This window comes from Pseudomonas sp. RC2C2, from assembly GCF_018390435.1.
GTDB lineage: Bacteria > Pseudomonadota > Gammaproteobacteria > Pseudomonadales > Pseudomonadaceae > Aquipseudomonas > Aquipseudomonas donghuensis.
Genome location: NZ_JAHBAX010000001.1, coordinates 3,405,647 through 3,425,247, shown reverse-complemented (window position 1 = coordinate 3,425,247; position 19,601 = coordinate 3,405,647). Strand labels below are relative to the sequence as shown.

Sequence of the window (19,601 nt, the reverse complement as noted above, 5' to 3'; positions counted from 1 at the left end):
ATGAGTTCCTTTGCATAAGAAGCCCTCAGCCTGGGTTATACGTCGATGTCATCAGTCCTAAATAAGTATCCCTGACAGCCATCAGCTAGACAGCGAAACGGCTCAGTGCAACGCCAGAAAAATCTATTTCGTTGTATCAACAAATACCTATGACAGCAGGTACGACGCAGACCTTCTCAATGGGCATTCGTCTACAAGGAGATGCACATGCCCTATCAATTAAATGTCCATTCCAATTCGCTGGCCTCCAGCCAAGCTCAGAAGCAAGCGCTCAACACGATCGCCACCACGCTGGTGACTAAATGCCCGGACATGTGGGAAATGGCCCGCGAGGTTGCCCGAAATCTGTTGCTCAAATTCACCGGAAAGACGCCGGAACCAGACACAATCTACTGGCACCGCTTCGCTGGCGCGGTGAGCAGCATCCGAAGTTTCACCGGCTGGGAACATTACGGCCCACCGCTTGAGTCGATGACCTTGCCGCAGTTGGTCATGCGCCGTTTCAACAGCCACGACCAGGACAACAGCGATCTGCTGCAACAGAACGGTGGCTTTTATCGGGCCGGGCCACACAGCCCGGTTTTCAACGAAACCAATGAAATACGTATGCTGGGCCAGGATGTCCTCAATGAATTCTGGCAGATCGACTTCAGTACGCTGTTCAACCACAAGCTCGATGCCTTCTGGCAAGCCCATGCCGATGATTTTCGCCTGATGGCCAAGGTCAACTTTCTCGCCAAAGCGTATGAGGATTATCAAAGCGGCACTCTGTACCCGCAGCACTGCCAGGCGATCTTCAAGGCAGTGGCAGGCGACTTGCGCGCCCCGATAACCCGCAAGCAACTGGCGGTTGAAGTGCAGGCGGCGCAAGGCTGGAGCGTTCGAACATTCGACATTGGCGGCTACCTGGCCAGCGATATCGTGCGTATTGTCTCCCCTGAAGGCCATCAGTTTGTCTATATGCCCGGGGAAACAACCAGCCTGCACAGCTTCGAAACCAACAACGACCTGCACATCTGGGTACTGCAACAGGCCTGTACCGACCTGGTCAGCCTCGCCCGCTTCGAATCGCATTTTCCATTGTCGGCCCACCCGCCACGGGGCTCGGGTGTCGGCCTGAACAGCCTTATCGAACTGTTAGTAACCAGTTACGGTCATGGTGACCATTCGTTGATCAACCAGCTCGACCGGCCAATCGCCGGAGATCTGTTCAGCTACCTGCGAGACCAGGCCCGCGAACGCATGTATGCCGACGCTGATACGGCACTGCGCTCGAACACCGAACTGCGCAAACAGATGTGGATCGGGTATCTCAATGCCTTTACCGACACCTTTGGTGTCATCGGTGCGATGTGCTGGCCAGTGGCATTGGCGGTGGTAGGCGCGGACCTGGCCAGCCTGGGCCTGAACATCGATCAGGCGGTTAACGGCGACACCACGGCGCAACGCAAGGCCGGTGTCACTGGCGCCATCGTCAGCGCGGTCAGTGCCGCCTTCGACGCCACCCTGGTATTCGGTGCCAGCCCCGCCGGCGAAGTCGCGGAAATCATCGACCCACTCGAAGCCGAACGCAGCGCCAGCGCTGCAGGCACACCTCGACCGCCCTTCGCCAGTGAAACCCGTCCACTGCCGCAGGTGCTGGACCTGCCCCTGGAGCGGCCGATCGCCAACGTCATTGTCGATGGGCAACACCCACAACTGGAGGGCAAGCTGCGCGGCACGTACCTGCTCAATAGGCAGACCTACATCACCCTCAACGGTGATCCTTATGCAGTTCGCTACGTTGGTGAAATGAAAACCTGGGTGATCGTCGATGAACAGAACCCGTACGCGTTCTACCGCAGTCAACCCGTGAGGCTCAACGCCAATGGCCAGTGGGAACTGCCACCCAGGCCCGGCCTGCGAGGGGGAGGCAAGTTCTGGAGCAAACATCCCTGGGGCTCGAGCCCCGTAGCGCCAACACCCGTCGTACTGCCCCCGTCGCCCTACGAAGTACCCGTCGAATTACGCGCAAAACTGCAAAACGCCGCCAACAAGCCGGGCGACCGGTTCCTCAGCGGCTACACAGACATGGATGATCGCGAGCTCAACGCAGCGGCCGCCTCTTTCACTCGGATACGCCAGCAGTTGGCTGAGGAAAGCCGTACGTACCTTCGTAGGGTGCAGGTGCCGCCCCGTGTAGAGATCCCGTCGCTACCGACAAACAGCACGCCCAAGTCAATTATCAAGGAGGCTTTTCAGCGCGCCGAAGGGCTGGTGATTGGTGAGCGTCACAGCTCGATTGCGAGCAAGAAGTTCCTGATCGAGAACATGGAGGTGCTTGCCAAGCAAAGAGTTCGCACGCTGTACATGGAGCATTTACTGACCGACTTCCATCAGGCCGACCTGGATACTTTCATGCGCACAGGGACGATGCCCCAAGGCCTGAACAAATACCTGGAGAGCCTTGATAGCGGGTTCGGAACCGACCCGTCAGGCCAGTTCACCTTTCTCAACCTGGTCAAGACCGCGCAGCGCAACCACCTGCGTATCCAGGCAATTGACTGCATGGCCAGCTACCGTCAGACGGGCCTGGTGGATCCGAAAGACACCCTGCGCATCGAAATGATGAATCGCTATGCCACTTCAATCATCAGTGCTGTAGAACAGCAAAGCCCGGGACGCTGGATTGCACTGGTAGGCGAAACCCACGCCAATACCTTCGAGCAGGTGCCAGGGCTCAGTGAGTTGAACCAGGCCATTGGCCTGCGGGTAGCCGATGCCGAGGCAGGAACCACTGTCGGCCTGTTTGTCGATGAAGGCAGGTTTGGCGAGCTGTCCAAAAACGGGCCACCACGCTTCATCAAGAACGACCTGGTCCTGCGAATGGTGACGCCGGGCTCGTGGGCTGCCGATGTAGTGGCTACCCACGAAGCTCGCCTGCCGCGGACCGGTATGTTCCTGATCGAACGCCAGGGCGACCAAACCCTGCTGTTCCATCGCAGCATCGACCGTTCGATCGTACGCACCGTTATTCGCGTTACCGAGGACCATGTCTCAATCGACCGACCCTCCTGGCCGCGCGTCCACAGGCGGCGCTTCAACGACCTGCGCGAACTGGCCGCGGCGCTCAAGCTCATGGGGATGACCGAGGCCTGAAAAAACAAACGCCCCGACATGTCGGGGCGTTTGCTTCACGCGCTACAGCGGTTCACGCAGCGGGATCATTCCCACTCGATGGTCGCTGGCGGCTTGCTCGACACGTCGTAGGTGACGCGGGAGATGCCTTCGATCTCGTTGATGATCCGGCCGCTGACGGTTTCCAGCAGCTCGTAAGGCAGGTGCGCCCAACGCGCGGTCATGAAGTCGATGGTCTCGACCGCACGCAGGGCCACGACCCAGGCGTAACGACGGCCGTCACCGACCACGCCCACCGATTTCACCGGCTGAAACACCACGAAGGCCTGGCTGACCTTGTGGTACCAGTCGGCCTTGCGCAGTTCTTCGATGAAGATGTGGTCGGCGCGACGCAGCAGGTCGGCGTATTCCTTCTTCACTTCACCGAGGATGCGCACACCCAGGCCCGGGCCCGGGAACGGATGACGGTAGACCATGTCGTACGGCAGGCCCAGCTCTAGGCCAAGGCGGCGAACCTCGTCCTTGAACAGCTCGCGCAGCGGCTCGACCAGCTTGAGGTTCATCTCTTCCGGCAGGCCACCGACGTTGTGGTGCGACTTGATCACGTGGGCCTTGCCGCTCTTGGCGCCAGCCGACTCGATCACGTCCGGGTAGATGGTGCCCTGGGCCAGGTACTTGATGTTGTGCAGCTTGTTCGACTCGGCATCGAACACGTCGATGAAGGTGCGACCGATGATCTTGCGCTTCTTCTCAGGGTCAGCCTCGCCGGCCAGGTTGGTCAGGAACTGCTCTTCGGCGTTGGCGCGGATTACCTTGACGCCCATGTTCTCGGCGAACATGGCCATCACTTGCTCGCCTTCATGCAGGCGCAGCAGGCCGTTGTCGACGAACACGCAGGTCAGCTGGTCGCCGATGGCCTTGTGCAGCAGGGCTGCGACCACCGAGGAGTCGACGCCGCCGGACAGGCCGAGCAGAACGTTGTCGCTGCCAACCTGGGCGCGGATCTGGGCGATGGCGTCTTCAGCGATGTGCGACGGCGTCCACAGTGCTTCGCAGCCGCAGATGTCGAGGATGAAGCGCGAGAGGATGCGACCGCCCTGCTTGGTGTGGGTCACTTCCGGGTGGAACTGCACGCCGTAGTAGCCACGGGTGTCGTCGGCCATGCCGGCGATCGGGCAGCTCGGGGTGCTGGCCAGGATGTGGAACTCTTCCGGGATGCGGGTGACCTTGTCACCGTGGCTCATCCACACGTCCAGGCCGAGGACGCCGTCGGCATCGACGTGGTCTTCGATGCCATCGAGCAGGCGGCTCTTGCCGACTACATCGACGCGGGCATAGCCGAACTCACGCAGCTCGGAGCCTTCAACCTTGCCGCCCAGCTGTTCGGCCATGGTCTGCATGCCGTAGCAGATACCGAACACCGGTACGCCCAGGTCCCAGACGGCCTGTGGCGCGCGCGGGCTGTCGGCTTCGTGCACGGACTCGGGGCCACCGGCGAGGATGATGCCGCGCGGGGCGAATTCGCGAATCGCTTCATCGTCCATGTCGAACGGGTGCAGTTCGCAATACACGCCGATTTCGCGCACGCGGCGGGCGATCAGCTGGGTGTACTGGGAACCGAAGTCGAGGATCAGGATGCGGTGAGCGTGAATGTCGAGGGCCATGACTCAATCTCTGATGCAGCTGCAAGCTTCAAGCTGCAAGCTGCAAGTTGTTCGGGAATTACGCGGTAGCCGCTGCAGAGCAACTACCGCTTGGAGCTAGAAGCTTGTCACTTGCCGCTGGAGGCGTTAGCCGACCCGATAGTTTGGCGCTTCTTTGGTGATCTGTACGTCATGCACGTGGGACTCGGCCATGCCGGCACCGGTGATGCGCACGAACTCAGGCTTGGTGCGCATCTCTTCGATGTTGGCACTGCCGGTGTAACCCATCGAGGAGCGCAGGCCGCCCATCAGCTGGTGGATGATCGCGGTCAGGGTGCCCTTGTACGGCACGCGGCCTTCGATACCTTCCGGTACCAGCTTCTCGGCGCCGGCCGAGGAGTCCTGGAAGTAACGGTCGGAGGAACCCTGGGCCTGGGACATGGCGCCCAGCGAACCCATGCCGCGATAAGCCTTGTAGGAGCGACCCTGGAACAGTTCGATCTCGCCCGGAGCCTCTTCGGTACCGGCGAACATCGAGCCCATCATCACGGCCGAAGCACCGGCAACGATGGCCTTGGACAGGTCACCGGAGAAGCGGATGCCACCGTCGGCGATCAACGGGATGCCAGTGCCTTCAAGGGCCGCAGCGACGTTGGCGATGGCGCTGATCTGCGGCACACCGACACCGGCGACGATACGGGTGGTGCAGATCGAGCCCGGGCCGATACCGACCTTGACCGCGTCAGCGCCGGCTTCGGCCAGGGCCTTGGCGGCAGCGCCGGTGGCGATGTTGCCGCCGATGACCTGAACCTGCGGGAAGTTCTCTTTGACCCAGCGAACGCGATCGATCACGCCCTTGGAGTGACCGTGCGCAGTGTCGACCACCACCACGTCAACGCCAGCGGCAACCAGCGCCGCAACGCGGTCACCGGTGTCTTTGCCGGTACCGACCGCAGCACCGACGCGCAGGCGACCCTGGTCGTCCTTGCTGGCCAGCGGGTAGGCCTTGGCTTTTTCGATGTCGTTGACGGTCATCATGCCCTTGAGGGCGAAGTTGTCGTCGACGATCAGCACGCGCTCGATGCGGTGCTTGTGCAGCAGCTCGCGGGCTTCGTTCTTGTCGGCGCCTTCCTTGACCGTGACCAGGCGCTCTTTAGGCGTCATCACTTCACGGACGGTGGCATCCAGACGGTTTTCGAAGCGCACGTCACGGGAGGTGACGATGCCGACCAGGTCGCCATCGTGCAGCACCGGTACGCCGGAGATGTTGTTCAGCCGGGTCAGGTCGAACAGGTCACGTACCGTGGCGTCGGCCTCGATGGTGATCGGGTCCTTGACCACGCCAGCCTCGAACTTCTTGACCTTGCGCACTTCGGCAGCTTGCTGCTCGATGGTCATGTTCTTGTGAATGATGCCGATGCCGCCTTCCTGGGCCATGGCAATGGCCAGACGGGCTTCGGTCACGGTATCCATGGCGGCGGAAACCAACGGAATATTCAGCTCGATGCCACGGGTCAAACGGGTCTTGAGACTGACTTCATTGGGTAGCACCTCTGAATAACCAGGCACTAGGAGAATGTCGTCGAAGGTCAGGGCTTCTTGGCTGATACGCAGCATCGCGGGGGCTCCCGGGCGGGAAAAATGGAAGCGCGCCATTATACTCATCCAGTGCCCTTCGCTCAATGCAAAGATGGGCCTTCGGTCAGTTGCCTGCGCGAGTTACCTGCACCACGGCTACCGGGTGGTCCAGCCAATCGGCGAAGTTATCCAGAAAAGCCTGCTTGAACCCCGCTGCGCTCCAGTTATTGAAGATGAAACCGAGATTGGAAAATGCGCACGGTTGCAGGAACAGAAAGCCGTTGATGTCGTCTTCATGACCACACAATGGGCAGATGAAGTTTTCCGTTCGCCCGGGCATCCAGTCCTCCAGGCTTTCGAACAGCGCCACGCCGACTTCCTTGCGGCACTCGGCGCAGCCGGCTTCTTCGAGAAACCCTTCGGTCGGGGTATAGATGCAGCGCTTGGTAATGACCTCAAGGCCATTGACCGGCTGACCATACGGCAGCAACTCGGGATGCTCGACCACTTTGCGCGCACCTTCGGCGATGGCGTAGGCCATGCGGTTGCCGGTGCTGCCGCAGGTGCTCAGTTGCTCCTCGACGACCTTCTCGCGCACCAGCCAGCGCAGGATTGCCCGGGCGCGGGCCTCATGCACGGGGACGGTGGAAATCTTCGGGACAATAATGCTCTGGGTTGTCATGACAGCGGCCAAACAGGTTCAAAGGTACCAGTTTACCGCACTCAGGTAGCGGCCGATCAGGGCAATGCCGCTGGCCAGCACCAGCCAGGTGACCAGGCGTACGAAGGTGTCGCGCGACATGTTCAGGGTCAGGCGCCGGCCCAGGTACACCCCGAACGCCATCATCGGCAACAAGCACAGCGCCAGCAGCAACAGCGGCCGGTCGGCATACACACCGGCAATCAGGAACAGGCTCAGGCGCACCACCGTGCTGCAACTGATCAACGCGCTCTGGGTTGCCCGCGCCTGTTCCTTGGAAGGCAGGCGGGCATTGAGGTAGAGGGCGTATAGAAAGCCACCGCTGCCGAACAAGGCACCGAACAGGCCGCCTGCCGTCCCCATCGGCACCGACCAGGCGGCAGACAACTGCGCCGGCTTGACCTTCACCGCCAGGCTGTACAGGGCATAGGCGCTGACGAACAAACCCATCAGCAACAGCAACAGGTCGGACTTGAGGTTGAGCAAAAACACCACGCCCAGGGTGCAGCCCAACGCCATGCACGGCAGCAGGCGCATCAGTTCCGGGCGCGCCACCGCTTTGCGCGCCGGCAGCCAGTTACCGAAGGCGGCGACAAAGTCCAGCAACACCAGCAAAGGGATGATCCGCGACAGCGGCATGAAGTTGATCAGCACGGGGCCGGCCACCAACGCGGTGCCGAAACCGGCGATGCCGAAGACGACATAGGCTGCGGCCACGCCGAGCAGGATCGGCAGCCAGTCGAGGGAGGTAAAGGGCAATTGGGCAAACAGGGTCGGGATCATGGCGGCTTTCATCAGAGGAGGTCGGGAAACTTTAGCCAGAGGCAAGCCATGCCGACTAATATGCAATTACCTGATCAGCCATCTTGAAACGGCATAGCACCAATGATTTCTACCCGTCAGTTGCGTTACTTCGTCGAAATCGCCGAAAGCGGTAGCTTCAGCGCTGCGGCCGAACGCCTGTTCATCGCCCAGTCGGCCCTGAGCCGGCAGGTCAAGGAGCTGGAATCGCAGCTCGACACCCTGCTGTTCGAGCGCACCGCCCGCCAGCCGCGCCTCACCGCAGCGGGCCAGGCCTTTTTGCCCAGGGCGCGGACCTTGCTGGTGGACCTGGAAAAAGCCGAACGCCTGGCCCGTGAGGTTGGCCAGGGCGTGCGTGGCAGCCTGCGCCTCAACCATTCCAGCACCGTACCATTGACCGGGCAGTTGCTGGCACGGCTCAGCGGCTATCTGCACGACAACCCGGGCGTGTCCATGGAAATCGCCCAACAGTCGTCCGAGGCGCAGTTGGTGGAATTGGCTGAAGGTCGCCTGGAAGTCGGCCTGCTGCGCTTGCCGGTCCTGCGTCAACATGAAGGCCTGTGCGTGCAACCGCTGTTCGAAGAGCCGTTGCTGCTGGCGGTCGCCGAGGATCATCCATTGGCGCGGGAAACCAGCGTGCGCCTGGCGCAGTTGCGTGAGCAGGCGTTTATTTCCATCCCCCATCGCCAGCGTGGCGGCCTGAGTTACCTGTCAGCCGAACTGTGCATGCGTGAAGGGTTCTTTCCCAGGGCAGCGCGGGTGGTATCGCGCAAGACCACCCAGTTGCAGTTGATCCAGGCAGGCTTTGGGGTGGCCTTGCTGCCGCAATGCATGGCGCAGATTGCCCCGCCTTCGCTGCGCTTCATTGCGCTGGCCGATGAGGGTTGCCGCAGCACGGTGGCGATGGCCTATCGGCGCGATGCAGGGGCTTTGGTTGAGCAGTTTGTGAGTCATATTCAAGGCTAAGGGCCCCAATCGCTGGCAAGCCAGCGATGCAGACACCACTGCCCCCACTGACACCCCCAAGCCACAATCCTTTATGATGCAGCCCATGATCAAAGACCCCTTCGAAAGACTCGGCCTGGACCGCGAAGTCCTGACCGTCAGCCAACTCAACGGCCGCGCCCGGGTGCTGCTGGAAGACGTGTTCCGCAATGTCTGGGTCGAAGGCGAGATTTCCAACCTCGCCCGCCCGGCCTCCGGTCATGTCTACTTCACCCTCAAGGACAGCGGCGCCCAGGTGCGCTGCGCACTGTTCCGCCAGAACGCCGCTCGAGTCCGCCAGGCCCTGCGCGACGGCCTGGCGGTCAAGGTGCGCGGCAAGGTCTCGCTGTTCGAAGGCCGTGGCGACTACCAACTGATCCTCGACACCGTCGAGCCGGCAGGCGACGGTGCCCTGCGTCTGGCCTTCGAAGCGCTGAAGGAAAAGCTCGGCGGCGAAGGCCTGTTCAGTGCTGAAAACAAGCTCGCCCTGCCCGCTCACCCGCAGCGCATCGGCATCGTCAGCTCGCCCACCGGCGCGGTGATCCGCGACATCATCAGCGTGTTCCGACGCCGTGCGCCGCAAGTCGAGCTGACCCTGATCCCCACCGCCGTGCAGGGCCGCGAAGCCATCAGCCAGATCGTCCGCGCCCTGCAACTGGCCGACAGCCGCGGCTTCGACGCACTGATCCTGGCCCGCGGCGGCGGCTCGCTGGAAGACCTCTGGTGCTTCAACGAAGAGGCCGTGGCCCGCGCCATCGCCGCCTGCAAGACCCCCATCGTCAGCGCTATCGGGCATGAAACCGATGTCTCGATCAGTGACTTCGTCGCCGACGTCCGCGCCCCGACGCCATCTGCCGCCGCCGAGCTGCTGGCGCCGGACAGCAGCGACCTGCAACGGCGCATCGACAGCCTCAAGCGCCGCCTGCTGCTACGCATCCAGAGCCGCCTGCTGCACGAGCGCCTGCGCCTGGACAGCCTGACCCGGCGCCTGCGTCATCCGGGCGAACGCCTGCGCCAGCAGGCCCAGCGCCTGGACGATCTGGACATGCGCCTGCGCCGCGCCTTCGCGCAGCGCCTGAACCAGCGTCGCGAGCACCTCGCGCGCCTGGACACACGCCTGGCCGCGCAACACCCCGGGCGCACCCTGGCCCTGCTCAAGCAGCGTCTGGACAGCCTCGCCGAACGCCTGCCGCGGGCCATGCGCGAGACGCTCAAGGATCGTCGCCAACGCCTGCAAGCGCAGGCCCAGACCCTGCACGTGGTCAGTCCCCTGGCGACCCTGGGCCGTGGCTACAGCATCCTGCTCGATGAGCGTGGCCAGGCCATCCGCACTGCCACCCAGACCCACAATGGCCAGCGCCTGACCGCCCGCCTGGGCGAAGGCGAACTGCAGGTGCGGGTCGAAGACAACCACCTGACTCCGGTCACGCTCTCTTTACTGGACTGAATCATGCGCCGTCTGTTTGCCCCACTGTTACTGCTATGCCTGATGTTCGCCAGCAGCGCCCAGGCCAGCTACATCACCCGCCAACTGAACAAGCCGGTACCCGGCGGCGTCGCCGTGATCGACCTGGGCCCGGCCGCCACGGCACCCAGCGCCCGCTTCGATGGCAAGCCGGTGCTGGTGGTCAGGGAACAGGACACCTGGCTGGCCATCGTCGGCCTGCCGCTGACGCAAAAGCCCGGCACTGCACAGCTCACCCTGGGCAGCCGCACCCTTAGCTTCACCGTGGGCAGCAAGAAGTACCCGGAGCAGCGCATCACCCTGAAGAACAAACGCCAGGTCAATCCCGACCCGGCCGACCTCAAGCGCATCGATGCCGAGCTTGCCGAGCAGATCAAGGCCTATCGCAGCTTCAGCCCCACCCTGCCGAGCAACCTGATCCTCGACAAACCAGTCAATGGCCCGCTGTCGAGCAAGTTCGGCGTGCGCCGCTTCTTCAATGGTGAAGAGCGCAACCCGCACGCCGGCCTGGACTTCGCCGTACCCGCCGGCACGCCGATCAAGACTCCGGCCAACGGCAAGGTGATCCTGATCGGCAACTACTTCTTCAACGGCAACACGGTGTTCGTCGACCATGGCCAGGGCTTCATCAGCATGTTCTGCCACATGTCCAGGATCGACGTGAAGCCCGGCCAGCAGCTCAGCCGCGGCGCCGTGGTTGGCCGCGTCGGCGCGACCGGCCGCGCCACCGGTCCGCACATACACTGGAACGTCAGCCTCAACGATGCGCGGGTCGATCCGGCGATCTTCATCGGTGCCTTCCAGCCCTGATGCCTGGTTTGCGCCATTCAAAAAGACCGCGCAACTGGCGCGGTCTTTTCATAAATTACCCGCCATAAAATCTCGACAATCTGCATTTTTTAAGCATTTATCTCAATCTTTTTGCAAGGCTTGCCATCTTTAACCCCACTGGTTAGGGTTGAAGCCATGAAAACCTTTCAGACCCTCATCCTGCTTCGTCAACACCGCAGCCTCTGCCTGGTCAGTGCACGACTACCAAGCTGAATCGCGTCGCCTCGCCTTTTCATCTCGTTTTCGTTCGGCGGGCCCCTTTCAAGGCCGCACATTCAAGGATTGCCTTCATGACCATGCTCAAAGACCCTTCGAAAAAATACAGCGCCTTCGCGACCGTCAACTTGCCGGACCGCACCTGGCCTTCGAAGACCATCACCCAGGCGCCGATCTGGTGCAGCTCGGACCTGCGTGATGGCAACCAGTCGTTGATCGAACCGATGGATGCGGTGAAGAAGCTGCGCTTCTGGAAGACCTTGGTCAGCGTTGGCGTCAAGGAAATCGAAGCCTCGTTCCCGTCCGCGTCGCAAACCGATTTCGACTTCGTGCGCACCCTGATTGAAGATGGCCACATCCCGGATGACACCACCATCCAGGTGCTGACCCAGGCCCGTGAAGACCTGATCGCGCGCACCTTCGAATCCCTGCGCGGGGCGAAAAAGGCCATCGTTCACCTGTACAACGCCACCAGCCCGTCGTTCCGCCGCATTGTCTTCAACCAGGACAAACAAGGCGTGAAAGACATCGCGGTGAACGCGGCAAAATTGTTCGTCAAATACGCCGCCCAGCAGCCGGAAACCCAGTGGACCTTCCAGTACTCTCCGGAGACTTTCAGCGCCACCGAGCTTGAGTTCGCCAAGGAAGTCTGCGACGCAGTGATCGAGGTGTGGAACCCGACCCCTGAGCACAAGATCATCCTCAACCTGCCGGCCACCGTCGAAGTCTCGACGCCGAACATCTATGCCGACCAGATCGAATGGTTCGGCCGCAACGTCAACCGCCGCGACAGCGTGATCATCAGCCTGCACACCCACAACGACCGTGGCACTGGCGTAGCCGCCACCGAGCTGGGCCTGATGGCTGGCGCCGACCGTGTCGAAGGCTGCCTGTTCGGTAACGGCGAGCGTACCGGCAACGTCGACCTGGTGACCCTGGCGTTGAACCTCTACACCCAGGGCATCGACCCTGAGCTGGATTTCTCCGACATCGACGGCGTGCGCAAGGTGGTCGAGGAGTGCAACCAGATCCCCGTGCACCCACGTCATCCGTACGTCGGTGACCTGGTGCACACCGCGTTCTCCGGCTCGCACCAGGACGCCATCCGCAAAGGCTTCACCCAGCAGAAAGAAGACGCCAAGTGGGAAGTGCCGTACCTGCCGATCGACCCGGCTGACATCGGCCGCAGCTACGAAGCTGTGATTCGCGTCAACAGCCAGTCGGGCAAGGGCGGCATCACCTACCTGCTCGAACAGGAATACGGCATCAGCCTGCCACGGCGCATGCAGATCGAGTTCAGCCAGGTGGTGCAGGGCGAAACCGACCGCCTGGGCCTGGAAATGACCGCCCAGCAGATCCACTCGCTGTTGCACCGCGAGTACCTGCAGGCCAACTCGCCATACGCCCTGGTCAGCCATCGCCTGCAGGAAGAGAACGGCCACAGCGCGGTGGAGGTGGAAGTCGCCGCAGAGGGCGAAACCACCCTGCACTGGCGCGGCAAGGGCAACGGCGCCCTCGAAGCCCTGGTGGCCGGCTTGCCGATCGCCGTGGAGATCATGGACTACAACGAGCACGCCATTGGTGCCGGCACCAACGCCAAGGCGGCGGCCTACATCGAACTGCGCGTCGCTGGTGGCCGCCCAGTGCACGGCGTGGGTATCGATGAAAACATCACCACGGCCAGCTTCAAGGCACTGTTCAGTGCCCTGAACCGCTCGCTGAGCCAACAAGCAGCCAAGGCCGCCTGAGCCACAGCCTGAGCTGTACGCTGTAACTGAAGTGCCCGCCTCCTTCCCGAGGCGGGCACTTTCGTTTGCGCCTGTGAAAATCGTCGGTCAGCTTACCGACAAGCCCCGGTATACTCCCCTCCTCGCTTTACCTTGCGCTGCGCGCACATCATGAAAGGACACTCGATGAGCAACTACCTCGAGCGGGCACTGAGCGGCCTGCGCACCATCGGCATCAACCTCGTTCGCCCCGTTCAGGACGCGCCTGTCCTGGTGTTGCTGGACCGCGTTGCACAATACGACACCACCAAGGTCACCTCCATCGCCACGGTTCTGCAGCAGTCCACCGCCTTCAACGGCATGGTTCGCGAGCAGATCGAGGGCATGGACATCTCCACCCGCTTCATGGACATCACCCAGAGCTTCACCTCGATCCGTGAAGACGCTGCCGCCATGGCCGGCTGGATGGACGACGGGCGCCTGGACAGCATGGAAAAACTCAAGCTGGCCTGGATGAACATGCGCCGCGGCTCGATCCCCAGCCGCTTCAACGACATTCGCGACAACTACCTGCAGGTGTGCAAGTCGGCCAACGACCAGATCAGCCGCGAGACGGTGATCCTCGAATCCTATATGGACTTTCGCATGGCCATGAAAGCCGCCGAGGTCGAAGCCCAGCAGGTGCTGGCCATTGCCGGCCAGGCCCTGGAACAGCGCACCGCCGAACTGAATGAGGCCAACCAGCAGGTCGCCGCCGCCGAATCGGCCGAGCCGGCCCAACGCGCGGCCCTGGAACTGCGCCGCGACGAAGCCGTACGCGCCCTGCAGGATGAAGACAAGCGCTACCAGATCGTCAAGGACATCGCCGATGACCTCAAGGTCGGCTACAACACTGCCGAGATGGTCTTCGCCCGGATCAACCAGGTGCACGTGATCAAGGAGCGCCAGTACCAGCGCATGGTCTCGTTCTTCTCGACCAACGAAGTGGTACTCACCGGCCTGGCCGTGTCGTTCACCGCCAACAGCGGCCTGGCCGAGGCCACCCATACCCTCAACGCCACCACTGACGGTATCAGCAAGGGCCTCGAAGCCCTGGGCAGCACCGGCAACCAGCAGCTTGAAGCCGCGGTCAAGGCCAGCTACGGCTCGACCATCAAGGTCGATTCGGTGCGCGCCCTGGCCGATGCCACGCTGTCGTTCCAGACCGACATGAACAGCCTCACCGAAACCTACCGGGCAGAATCGAGCAACGCTTCGCGCGACATCGCCGCCGCGGTCGAGGATGCCAAACGTAAATTCGCCGCGCTGCTCAGCAAGGCGGCCTGATGAGTAGCATTCCACTCTCCGAACAGCTCGGAGCGATGGCGTTCGTCGACGAATTGCGCCACCAGCAGATGCAGCTCCAGGAACACCTGAACCTGCCCAAGCGCCGCGCCGAAGTCGCGGCGCGTATTCGTGACTACTACCAGAGCCACAACATCGCCTTCGACGAGGCGCTGATCGACCAGGGCGTGCGCGAGTTCTTCGCCCGTCGGCTGATGTTCGAAGCCCCGCCGCTGAGCGGGTGGCAAAGGCTGCTGAGCAAGGCATCAATGGCGCGCAGCCAGCTCTACAAGCTATTTCTGGCGCTCATTGCCGCGGCGCTGATCACCCAGTGCACACGCATCGCCCATGACACCGGCGTGACGGTGGAAGTCCAGAACAGTGCCCGTGAGCTGCTTCGTCGTGATCAAGACCTGCGCAGCAACATCCAGCAGCAGCACGAGAAGCTTGAGCAATTGCAGCAAAAGGCTGTGGCACAGCCCGATGCCGCTGTCAGCCGCCTGCTCGAGTACGTCCGGCAAACCTTGCCGCCACTGGATCAGAGCTTTGCCAGCGATGTGCCGGATTTCATCCACAAGACCAACCGCGACAGCGTCAAGGCGCTGGTCGAGCAGCGTGAGGCGCAGCTCGAGCAGGCCCGCGACAACCTGTACGAGAGCCGGTACGCCTTAGCCACGGTCGAGGGCATCTACAAACAGCGCGATGAGCTGGCCAGCCTGTTGGCCACACCGACCTACCTGGAAGGCATCAAGCGGTTTGCCAAGCTCAAGGAGCTTGCCAGCTTGGCCGACCAGCAACTGCTGCAGGTCAAGGACGATAAAACGCTGAAAACAGCCACCCGGCAGGTCAACGAACTGGCTGAGCAGATCCTTTATACCAGCAGCTTGCTGGAGCAGCTCACCCTGCGCGAGCAACTGCTGCAGCGCTTCAAGGCGATGCCCCTGGCCGCTGGCGATCGTGCGCAACTGCAAGCGCTGTTCGCGCAAGCCAGCAACAGCCTGGACACCCAGGACACCTTCCAGGCCCAAGGTCAGCTTAAGCATCTTGAGCAGATGCTCGACTTCGCGGCCGTTGCGCTGACGATCCAGGTCGTGGACCGCACCGGGATCAAGTCCGGGGTCGAGCGTTGCTACGACGCCGCCGGTTGCAACCGCGGCGAGGCCACCGACAAAGGCAAGAGCTGGTTCCTGGTGGTCGAGGCCACCGACCCGGCTGGCATCAGCGCCAATGTCCCGGTCACCAGCTCTGAAACCGGCAAACAACGCTGGACCCGCTTGTTCGGCGTGCGCGTCAGCCAGGCCGAATACCTCAAGGTCAAGCAGGACAAGCTCGACGACGGCCATGTCGATGAGCGCATGATGGGCAGCAAGGCTGCCAATTCGCTGACCCTGCGCTTCAACCAGCGCACCACGAGCAACCCTGACATGATCCTGGACTGGTGAACACATGACGCCTAGTACCCTCACCAGCACCGTGGCACAGAACGCCCGCAGCAGCGAGGCCTTGCTGCGCAGCGCCGAGCAGATGTTGTCGGCCCTGAGCGATCAGGAAGCACGCCTGGAGCAGGACATCCTCACGCGCCTGAGCAATATCGTCACGCTCAAGCTTGAACATCGCCCGGCCCTCGACCAGGACACCTTGCTGCAACTGCAGGCACGCCAGGAGGCCGAAGTGCAACTGCGCGCGGAACTTGCCCAGGTCGAAAGCGATATTGCCGCCTCGCTGACCAGCCAGCACACCGTGCGCGAGCGCATTGAAAGCATCGAGCGCCAGGTGAAGGAGCAACTGGCGCTCGAACCTGCCTGGTGCGAGCTGGAGGAGCAGCTGCTCGCCGCGCAAGAGGCCAATCGCGAAGCGATTACCGGCTACGCCGAGATCCGCCAGGAGTGCGTCGACAAGCTGCCCTCCTACAGTGCCAACCCGATCTATTACCACCTGCTCAAACGTGATTACGGCACCGACCAGTACCGCTACAACTTTCTGCACCGCTGGCTCGACAACAAGCTGGCCAAGCGCGTCAACTACCAGGGTAACCGCAGCAACGAGCTGATCCTGCGCGCCATGCAGACGCGCAACGAAGAACAGCAAGGCGAGCGCCTGGCCCTGATTGCCACGCGGCAAGCCGCGGTTGACCAGCACCTGGCCCAGGCGCGAACGGCGGCGGGCATGGACCCTTTGACCTGCGAAGACACCACGCTGAACAAACATATCGCCGCTGCCAAGGCGCGGGCCAACGAGCAGCACCAGCAATTGGCCGCTTTTGCCGGCAAGCAGGACCCGCACTACCTGCGGATCCGCCAGAACATCACCGAGCGCCTGCAGGCGCAAACGATCGAACAACTGCTGGTCGAAGTGCAAAAAACCCCGGACAGCAACGATGACAAGATCGCCGCCCAGCTCAAGGAACTGTACCCGCGCCTGCAGGATGTACAGGCGCGCTTGCCGGACCTGCGCGACCAGCATGACCGCGCCCTGCGTGACTACGAACGAGCCAAGGAACTGGAGCGGGCACTGCGCACCGATTACTACCGAGACAGCGATTACAGCTATAACACCAGCTTGAGCTTCGACCGCTTGCTGGCCGACTACATGACGCGCGATCTCAGCCTGCACGCCCTGGAAACCCTGCTGCAAAGTGGCCGGCGCCTGGTGCCGCGCAGCTCGTCATCCAGCGGCTCTTCGTCGAGCAGTTGGTCGAGCTCCGGCTCCAGTAGTTCAAGTTCGAGCAGTAGCGGTTTTTCCAGCTCCAGCAGCAGCGGTGGTGGGGGCTTCAGCACCAGCGACAGCTTTTGAGTACCCAGCCAGCCACGCCCGGATTTCAGGCGTGGCTGGCGTACAGGCCATCAGCCTCTGAGGTGGTCAAAAACCCCAGAATCCGATATCGCCCTGCTCTTCGTTATAGTGCTGGTAGCCCTCAAACAGGACCGCTTTTTTGATCTGCTCCCAGCTGAAGGGATTGATGGATGCGTCGCTGGGCAACATGACAATTTTCTGCGTAGCAAACGACGTGAGAAAGACCAGGTCTTCTCGAACCACGCGATTATATTCATCAACGACCAGGTCGACGAGATTGTTATCCGCCGCCTGTTTAAGCTTGCCGCCCGCCAGCATCTTGTGCGCATAGACCATGTTGACTTGATAAACATAGTTCGTCGCATGGGCCGGAACAGACAATGAACACTCGTCAGTGCTGGACTCGGAAAAGGCCTCGCCGTAGACGCTGGCCTCAGTGATCTCCGCACCTATTTTGATCGCCCCCAGCTTTACCCCAGCGCCGTAGGTTTTCGAGACGGCGGTCGCATAACTTTTGCTCATCCCCTGCTGGGTAGTGACTTTAAAGGTCTGTTCAACACTGAGCTTGTTGACCAACGGCCTGAGGTACTCAAGGTAAGCAAAGATGGGTCGTGTCTGAACGTTCCAAGAAGAACCCAGGTAGCTGACACCACCTTCTACTGTCAGGCCCTCTACCCAGCATCCATAACTGGATGCGCCTTCTGCAAACAAGTAGCGATCAATTTCATAGGCGCCTTCTTTAAAAGGCAAGTCGCGTATTGCCGGTTGCTGATTCATCGGTGAACTCCTTGTCAAAACGGGTAACGTCGGTAATGTCCAGGCACGCCTGCTGATCAGTAGCGTTTACGCGGATCGTTAAGCGCGTCCATATCAAAACTCCAGGCGCCGGCATTGACAGCCGCGGAGTACTTGTCGAGCAATATCAATTTGAACAGATCGTCTCTGGACAGAGGCTGTTCCACCTCTCGATCCAGTTCGCGGGCGCAAAGCCGATTGGTTGTCACCGAGGAAAGGAACAACAAGTCCTTTCGCCCCTCAGTCCGCGTGACGCAGGTATGATTGGAGCTGAACAGGCTGCCGATAGTGTCAGCAGCACCGAATGCGCGATGGGCATAGACCAGGGCCACCTGATAAACCAGGTAGGTCTCGCCACCCGGGACGAGTAACGATTGTTTTTGCGGCCGTGCGGGTGCCCAGGCCTGCTCGGAATTCATCCCGGTTTGAAGGTTTGAAAACGCATTGACTTGATCAATCGCCGGCGCCACGGAACAGTCTTTGGCCGTGCCCTTGAAGAACCAAAGGTGATGCCCCTGAGCAGCGGTGACTTCCATGGTCTGATTGCCAGTACCCTGTATCACCCGCGTATCAACATAAGCCAGATAGGCAAAAACCGGCCGGCTGATGGTCGGCCATTTGCGCTCCTTGAAGTTGACGTCGCCGTAGATTGACTGCCCGTCAAGCCAGCAGCCCCGGGTGAAGTTCTGATCACCGATCAAATAGCGTTCAATTTCGTATGACCCGCACTTGAGCGGGAACCCGACTGCCTCATGTACTTCTTCGTCTTGCATAACGCACCTCAGTTAAAAGTCGTTCAGCCTTTTAACCGTACGGCGCGGTCGATCATCTCGACAGCCGGACATGCTTCCCTTGAGCGTCAACACCCTCGACAAAATCACAGGCAAAAAAAAAAGGTGCGCCGACCAAGCGCACCTCAAAGCCGTGTAGCACACAACGAATTCGGTTTCAGTCCAGCAGGGCCAGGGCCTCGGCGCTGCAAGCCTGGATGCGGGCCCAGTCGCGGTTGTTGATCCAGCTGCTGTCGAGCATCCAGGTACCGCCCACGCACATCACATTGGCCAGGGCCATGTACTGTTTCACATTGCCCGGATTGACCCCACCGGTGGGGCAGAAGCGCACGTCGCCGAACGGGCCGCCATAGGCCTTGATCGCCGCCACGCCGCCGCTGATCTCGGCCGGGAACAGCTTGAAGCGCCGGTAGCCGAGGGCGTAGCCCATCATGATTTCCGACGGCGTGCTGATGCCGGGCAGCAGCGGAATGTCGCTGTCGACGCCCGCTTCGAGCAAGTCCTGGGTGATGCCCGGGGTGACCACGAACTGCGCGCCGGCCGCTTGCACGGCGGCAAACATGTTGCGGTCCAGTACCGTGCCCGCCCCGATACACAGCTGCGGGCGCTGCTCACGCAGCACCTGGATGGCCTTGAGGCCGTGGGCGGAGCGCAAGGTCACTTCCAGGGTCTTGATGCCACCGGCGGCCAGAGCGTCGGCCAGGGGCAGAATGTCCTCTTCGCGAGCGATGGTGATCACCGGCAAAATGCGCGCCTGGGTGCAGATCTGATCGATCCGGGCAATCTTGTCGGCCATGGAAGCTCCCGGCTGTTTCAGTTCATGCGTGGTCATAACGG

Annotated in this window: 15 protein-coding genes; 8 read left to right on the top strand and 7 right to left on the bottom strand. The window is 61.6% G+C overall.

Features of this window, described 5'->3' with window-relative positions; all coding sequences use genetic code 11:
- Positions 1-207: 207 nt before the first annotated feature.
- Entirely contained in the window at positions 208-3,138 is a 2,931-nt protein-coding gene (locus KHO53_RS15790) for a membrane-targeted effector domain-containing toxin (RefSeq protein ID WP_213570490.1), read from the top strand.
- A 65-nt stretch (positions 3,139-3,203) separates the two neighbouring features.
- Here KHO53_RS15790 and guaA read toward each other — a convergent pair whose 3' ends face one another.
- The 4 genes from guaA to KHO53_RS15770 form a co-directional block, all read right to left on the bottom strand.
- Positions 3,204-4,781 carry a glutamine-hydrolyzing GMP synthase gene (guaA, locus tag KHO53_RS15785; protein ID WP_010220149.1) on the bottom strand — a complete coding sequence of 526 codons (1,578 nt, stop codon included), beginning with the start codon at positions 4,779-4,781 and terminating at the stop codon, positions 3,204-3,206.
- A 126-nt stretch (positions 4,782-4,907) separates the two neighbouring features.
- A complete protein-coding gene (gene guaB, locus KHO53_RS15780; protein ID WP_010220150.1) occupies positions 4,908-6,377 on the bottom strand; it encodes an IMP dehydrogenase in 1,470 nt (489 codons plus the stop codon).
- Between the two features lie 85 nt (positions 6,378-6,462).
- Positions 6,463-7,020: a hypothetical protein gene (locus tag KHO53_RS15775; protein WP_026001132.1), complete on the bottom strand. Its 558-nt coding sequence runs from the start codon at positions 7,018-7,020 to the stop codon at positions 6,463-6,465.
- An 18-nt stretch (positions 7,021-7,038) separates the two neighbouring features.
- The gene (locus KHO53_RS15770) at positions 7,039-7,809 is read right to left on the bottom strand and encodes a sulfite exporter TauE/SafE family protein (RefSeq protein WP_213570629.1); all 771 of its coding nucleotides are present in this window, start codon (positions 7,807-7,809) and stop codon (positions 7,039-7,041) included.
- Between the two features lie 114 nt (positions 7,810-7,923).
- Between KHO53_RS15770 and KHO53_RS15765 the strand changes: the two genes are divergently transcribed.
- The 7 genes from KHO53_RS15765 (at position 7,924) to KHO53_RS15735 (ending at position 17,178) form a co-directional block, all read left to right on the top strand.
- A complete protein-coding gene (locus tag KHO53_RS15765) occupies positions 7,924-8,805 on the top strand; it encodes a LysR family transcriptional regulator (protein ID WP_213570489.1) in 882 nt (293 codons plus the stop codon).
- Between the two features lie 85 nt (positions 8,806-8,890).
- Positions 8,891-10,270 (top strand): exodeoxyribonuclease VII large subunit, encoded by a 1,380-nt coding sequence (gene xseA / locus KHO53_RS15760; protein WP_213570488.1) that lies wholly within the window; start codon positions 8,891-8,893, stop codon positions 10,268-10,270.
- 3 nt (positions 10,271-10,273) lie between these two features.
- Positions 10,274-11,098, top strand: a complete 825-nt coding sequence (locus KHO53_RS15755) for a peptidoglycan DD-metalloendopeptidase family protein (RefSeq protein ID WP_213570487.1) — start codon at positions 10,274-10,276, stop codon at positions 11,096-11,098.
- 311 nt (positions 11,099-11,409) lie between these two features.
- Positions 11,410-13,083, top strand: coding sequence for a 2-isopropylmalate synthase (gene leuA / locus KHO53_RS15750; RefSeq protein WP_010220156.1), 1,674 nt, complete (start codon positions 11,410-11,412; stop codon positions 13,081-13,083).
- A 165-nt stretch (positions 13,084-13,248) separates the two neighbouring features.
- The gene (locus KHO53_RS15745; protein WP_010220157.1) at positions 13,249-14,388 is read left to right on the top strand and encodes a hypothetical protein; all 1,140 of its coding nucleotides are present in this window, start codon (positions 13,249-13,251) and stop codon (positions 14,386-14,388) included.
- The gene (locus KHO53_RS25620) at positions 14,388-15,827 is read left to right on the top strand and encodes a DUF6384 family protein (protein ID WP_249684319.1); all 1,440 of its coding nucleotides are present in this window, start codon (positions 14,388-14,390) and stop codon (positions 15,825-15,827) included. Before KHO53_RS15745 ends, KHO53_RS25620 begins: the two co-directional genes overlap by 1 nt.
- Positions 15,828-15,831: 4 nt before the next feature.
- On the top strand, positions 15,832-17,178 hold the full coding sequence (locus tag KHO53_RS15735) for a coiled-coil domain-containing protein (protein WP_036993989.1): 1,347 nt from the start codon (positions 15,832-15,834) through the stop codon (positions 17,176-17,178).
- Positions 17,179-17,244: 66 nt separating this feature from the next.
- Here the strand turns inward: KHO53_RS15735 and KHO53_RS15730 are convergent, their stop codons facing one another.
- The 3 genes from KHO53_RS15730 to KHO53_RS15720 form a co-directional block, all read right to left on the bottom strand.
- Entirely contained in the window at positions 17,245-17,955 is a 711-nt protein-coding gene (locus tag KHO53_RS15730; protein ID WP_213570486.1) for a monalysin family beta-barrel pore-forming toxin, read from the bottom strand.
- A 56-nt stretch (positions 17,956-18,011) separates the two neighbouring features.
- Entirely contained in the window at positions 18,012-18,746 is a 735-nt protein-coding gene (locus KHO53_RS15725) for a monalysin family beta-barrel pore-forming toxin (RefSeq protein WP_036993986.1), read from the bottom strand.
- A 175-nt stretch (positions 18,747-18,921) separates the two neighbouring features.
- Entirely contained in the window at positions 18,922-19,596 is a 675-nt protein-coding gene (locus KHO53_RS15720; protein WP_010220162.1) for a bifunctional 4-hydroxy-2-oxoglutarate aldolase/2-dehydro-3-deoxy-phosphogluconate aldolase, read from the bottom strand.
- Between the last annotated feature and the right edge of the window lie 5 nt (positions 19,597-19,601).

Bases quoted from the DNA above. Each gene is read 5' to 3' on its own strand.
- KHO53_RS15790 (WP_213570490.1), top strand. From the start codon at position 208: ATGCCCTATCAATTAAATGTCCATTCCAATTCGCTGGCCTCCAGCCAA.
- guaA (WP_010220149.1), bottom strand. From the start codon at position 4,781: ATGGCCCTCGACATTCACGCTCACCGCATCCTGATCCTCGACTTCGGT.
- guaB (WP_010220150.1), bottom strand. From the start codon at position 6,377: ATGCTGCGTATCAGCCAAGAAGCCCTGACCTTCGACGACATTCTCCTA.
- KHO53_RS15775 (WP_026001132.1), bottom strand. From the start codon at position 7,020: ATGACAACCCAGAGCATTATTGTCCCGAAGATTTCCACCGTCCCCGTG.
- KHO53_RS15765 (WP_213570489.1), top strand. From the start codon at position 7,924: ATGATTTCTACCCGTCAGTTGCGTTACTTCGTCGAAATCGCCGAAAGC.
- xseA (WP_213570488.1), top strand. From the start codon at position 8,891: ATGATCAAAGACCCCTTCGAAAGACTCGGCCTGGACCGCGAAGTCCTG.
- KHO53_RS15755 (WP_213570487.1), top strand. From the start codon at position 10,274: ATGCGCCGTCTGTTTGCCCCACTGTTACTGCTATGCCTGATGTTCGCC.
- leuA (WP_010220156.1), top strand. From the start codon at position 11,410: ATGACCATGCTCAAAGACCCTTCGAAAAAATACAGCGCCTTCGCGACC.
- KHO53_RS15745 (WP_010220157.1), top strand. From the start codon at position 13,249: ATGAGCAACTACCTCGAGCGGGCACTGAGCGGCCTGCGCACCATCGGC.
- KHO53_RS25620 (WP_249684319.1), top strand. From the start codon at position 14,388: ATGAGTAGCATTCCACTCTCCGAACAGCTCGGAGCGATGGCGTTCGTC.
- KHO53_RS15735 (WP_036993989.1), top strand. From the start codon at position 15,832: ATGACGCCTAGTACCCTCACCAGCACCGTGGCACAGAACGCCCGCAGC.
- KHO53_RS15730 (WP_213570486.1), bottom strand. From the start codon at position 17,955: ATGAATCAGCAACCGGCAATACGCGACTTGCCTTTTAAAGAAGGCGCC.
- KHO53_RS15725 (WP_036993986.1), bottom strand. From the start codon at position 18,746: ATGCAAGACGAAGAAGTACATGAGGCAGTCGGGTTCCCGCTCAAGTGC.
- KHO53_RS15720 (WP_010220162.1), bottom strand. From the start codon at position 19,596: ATGACCACGCATGAACTGAAACAGCCGGGAGCTTCCATGGCCGACAAG.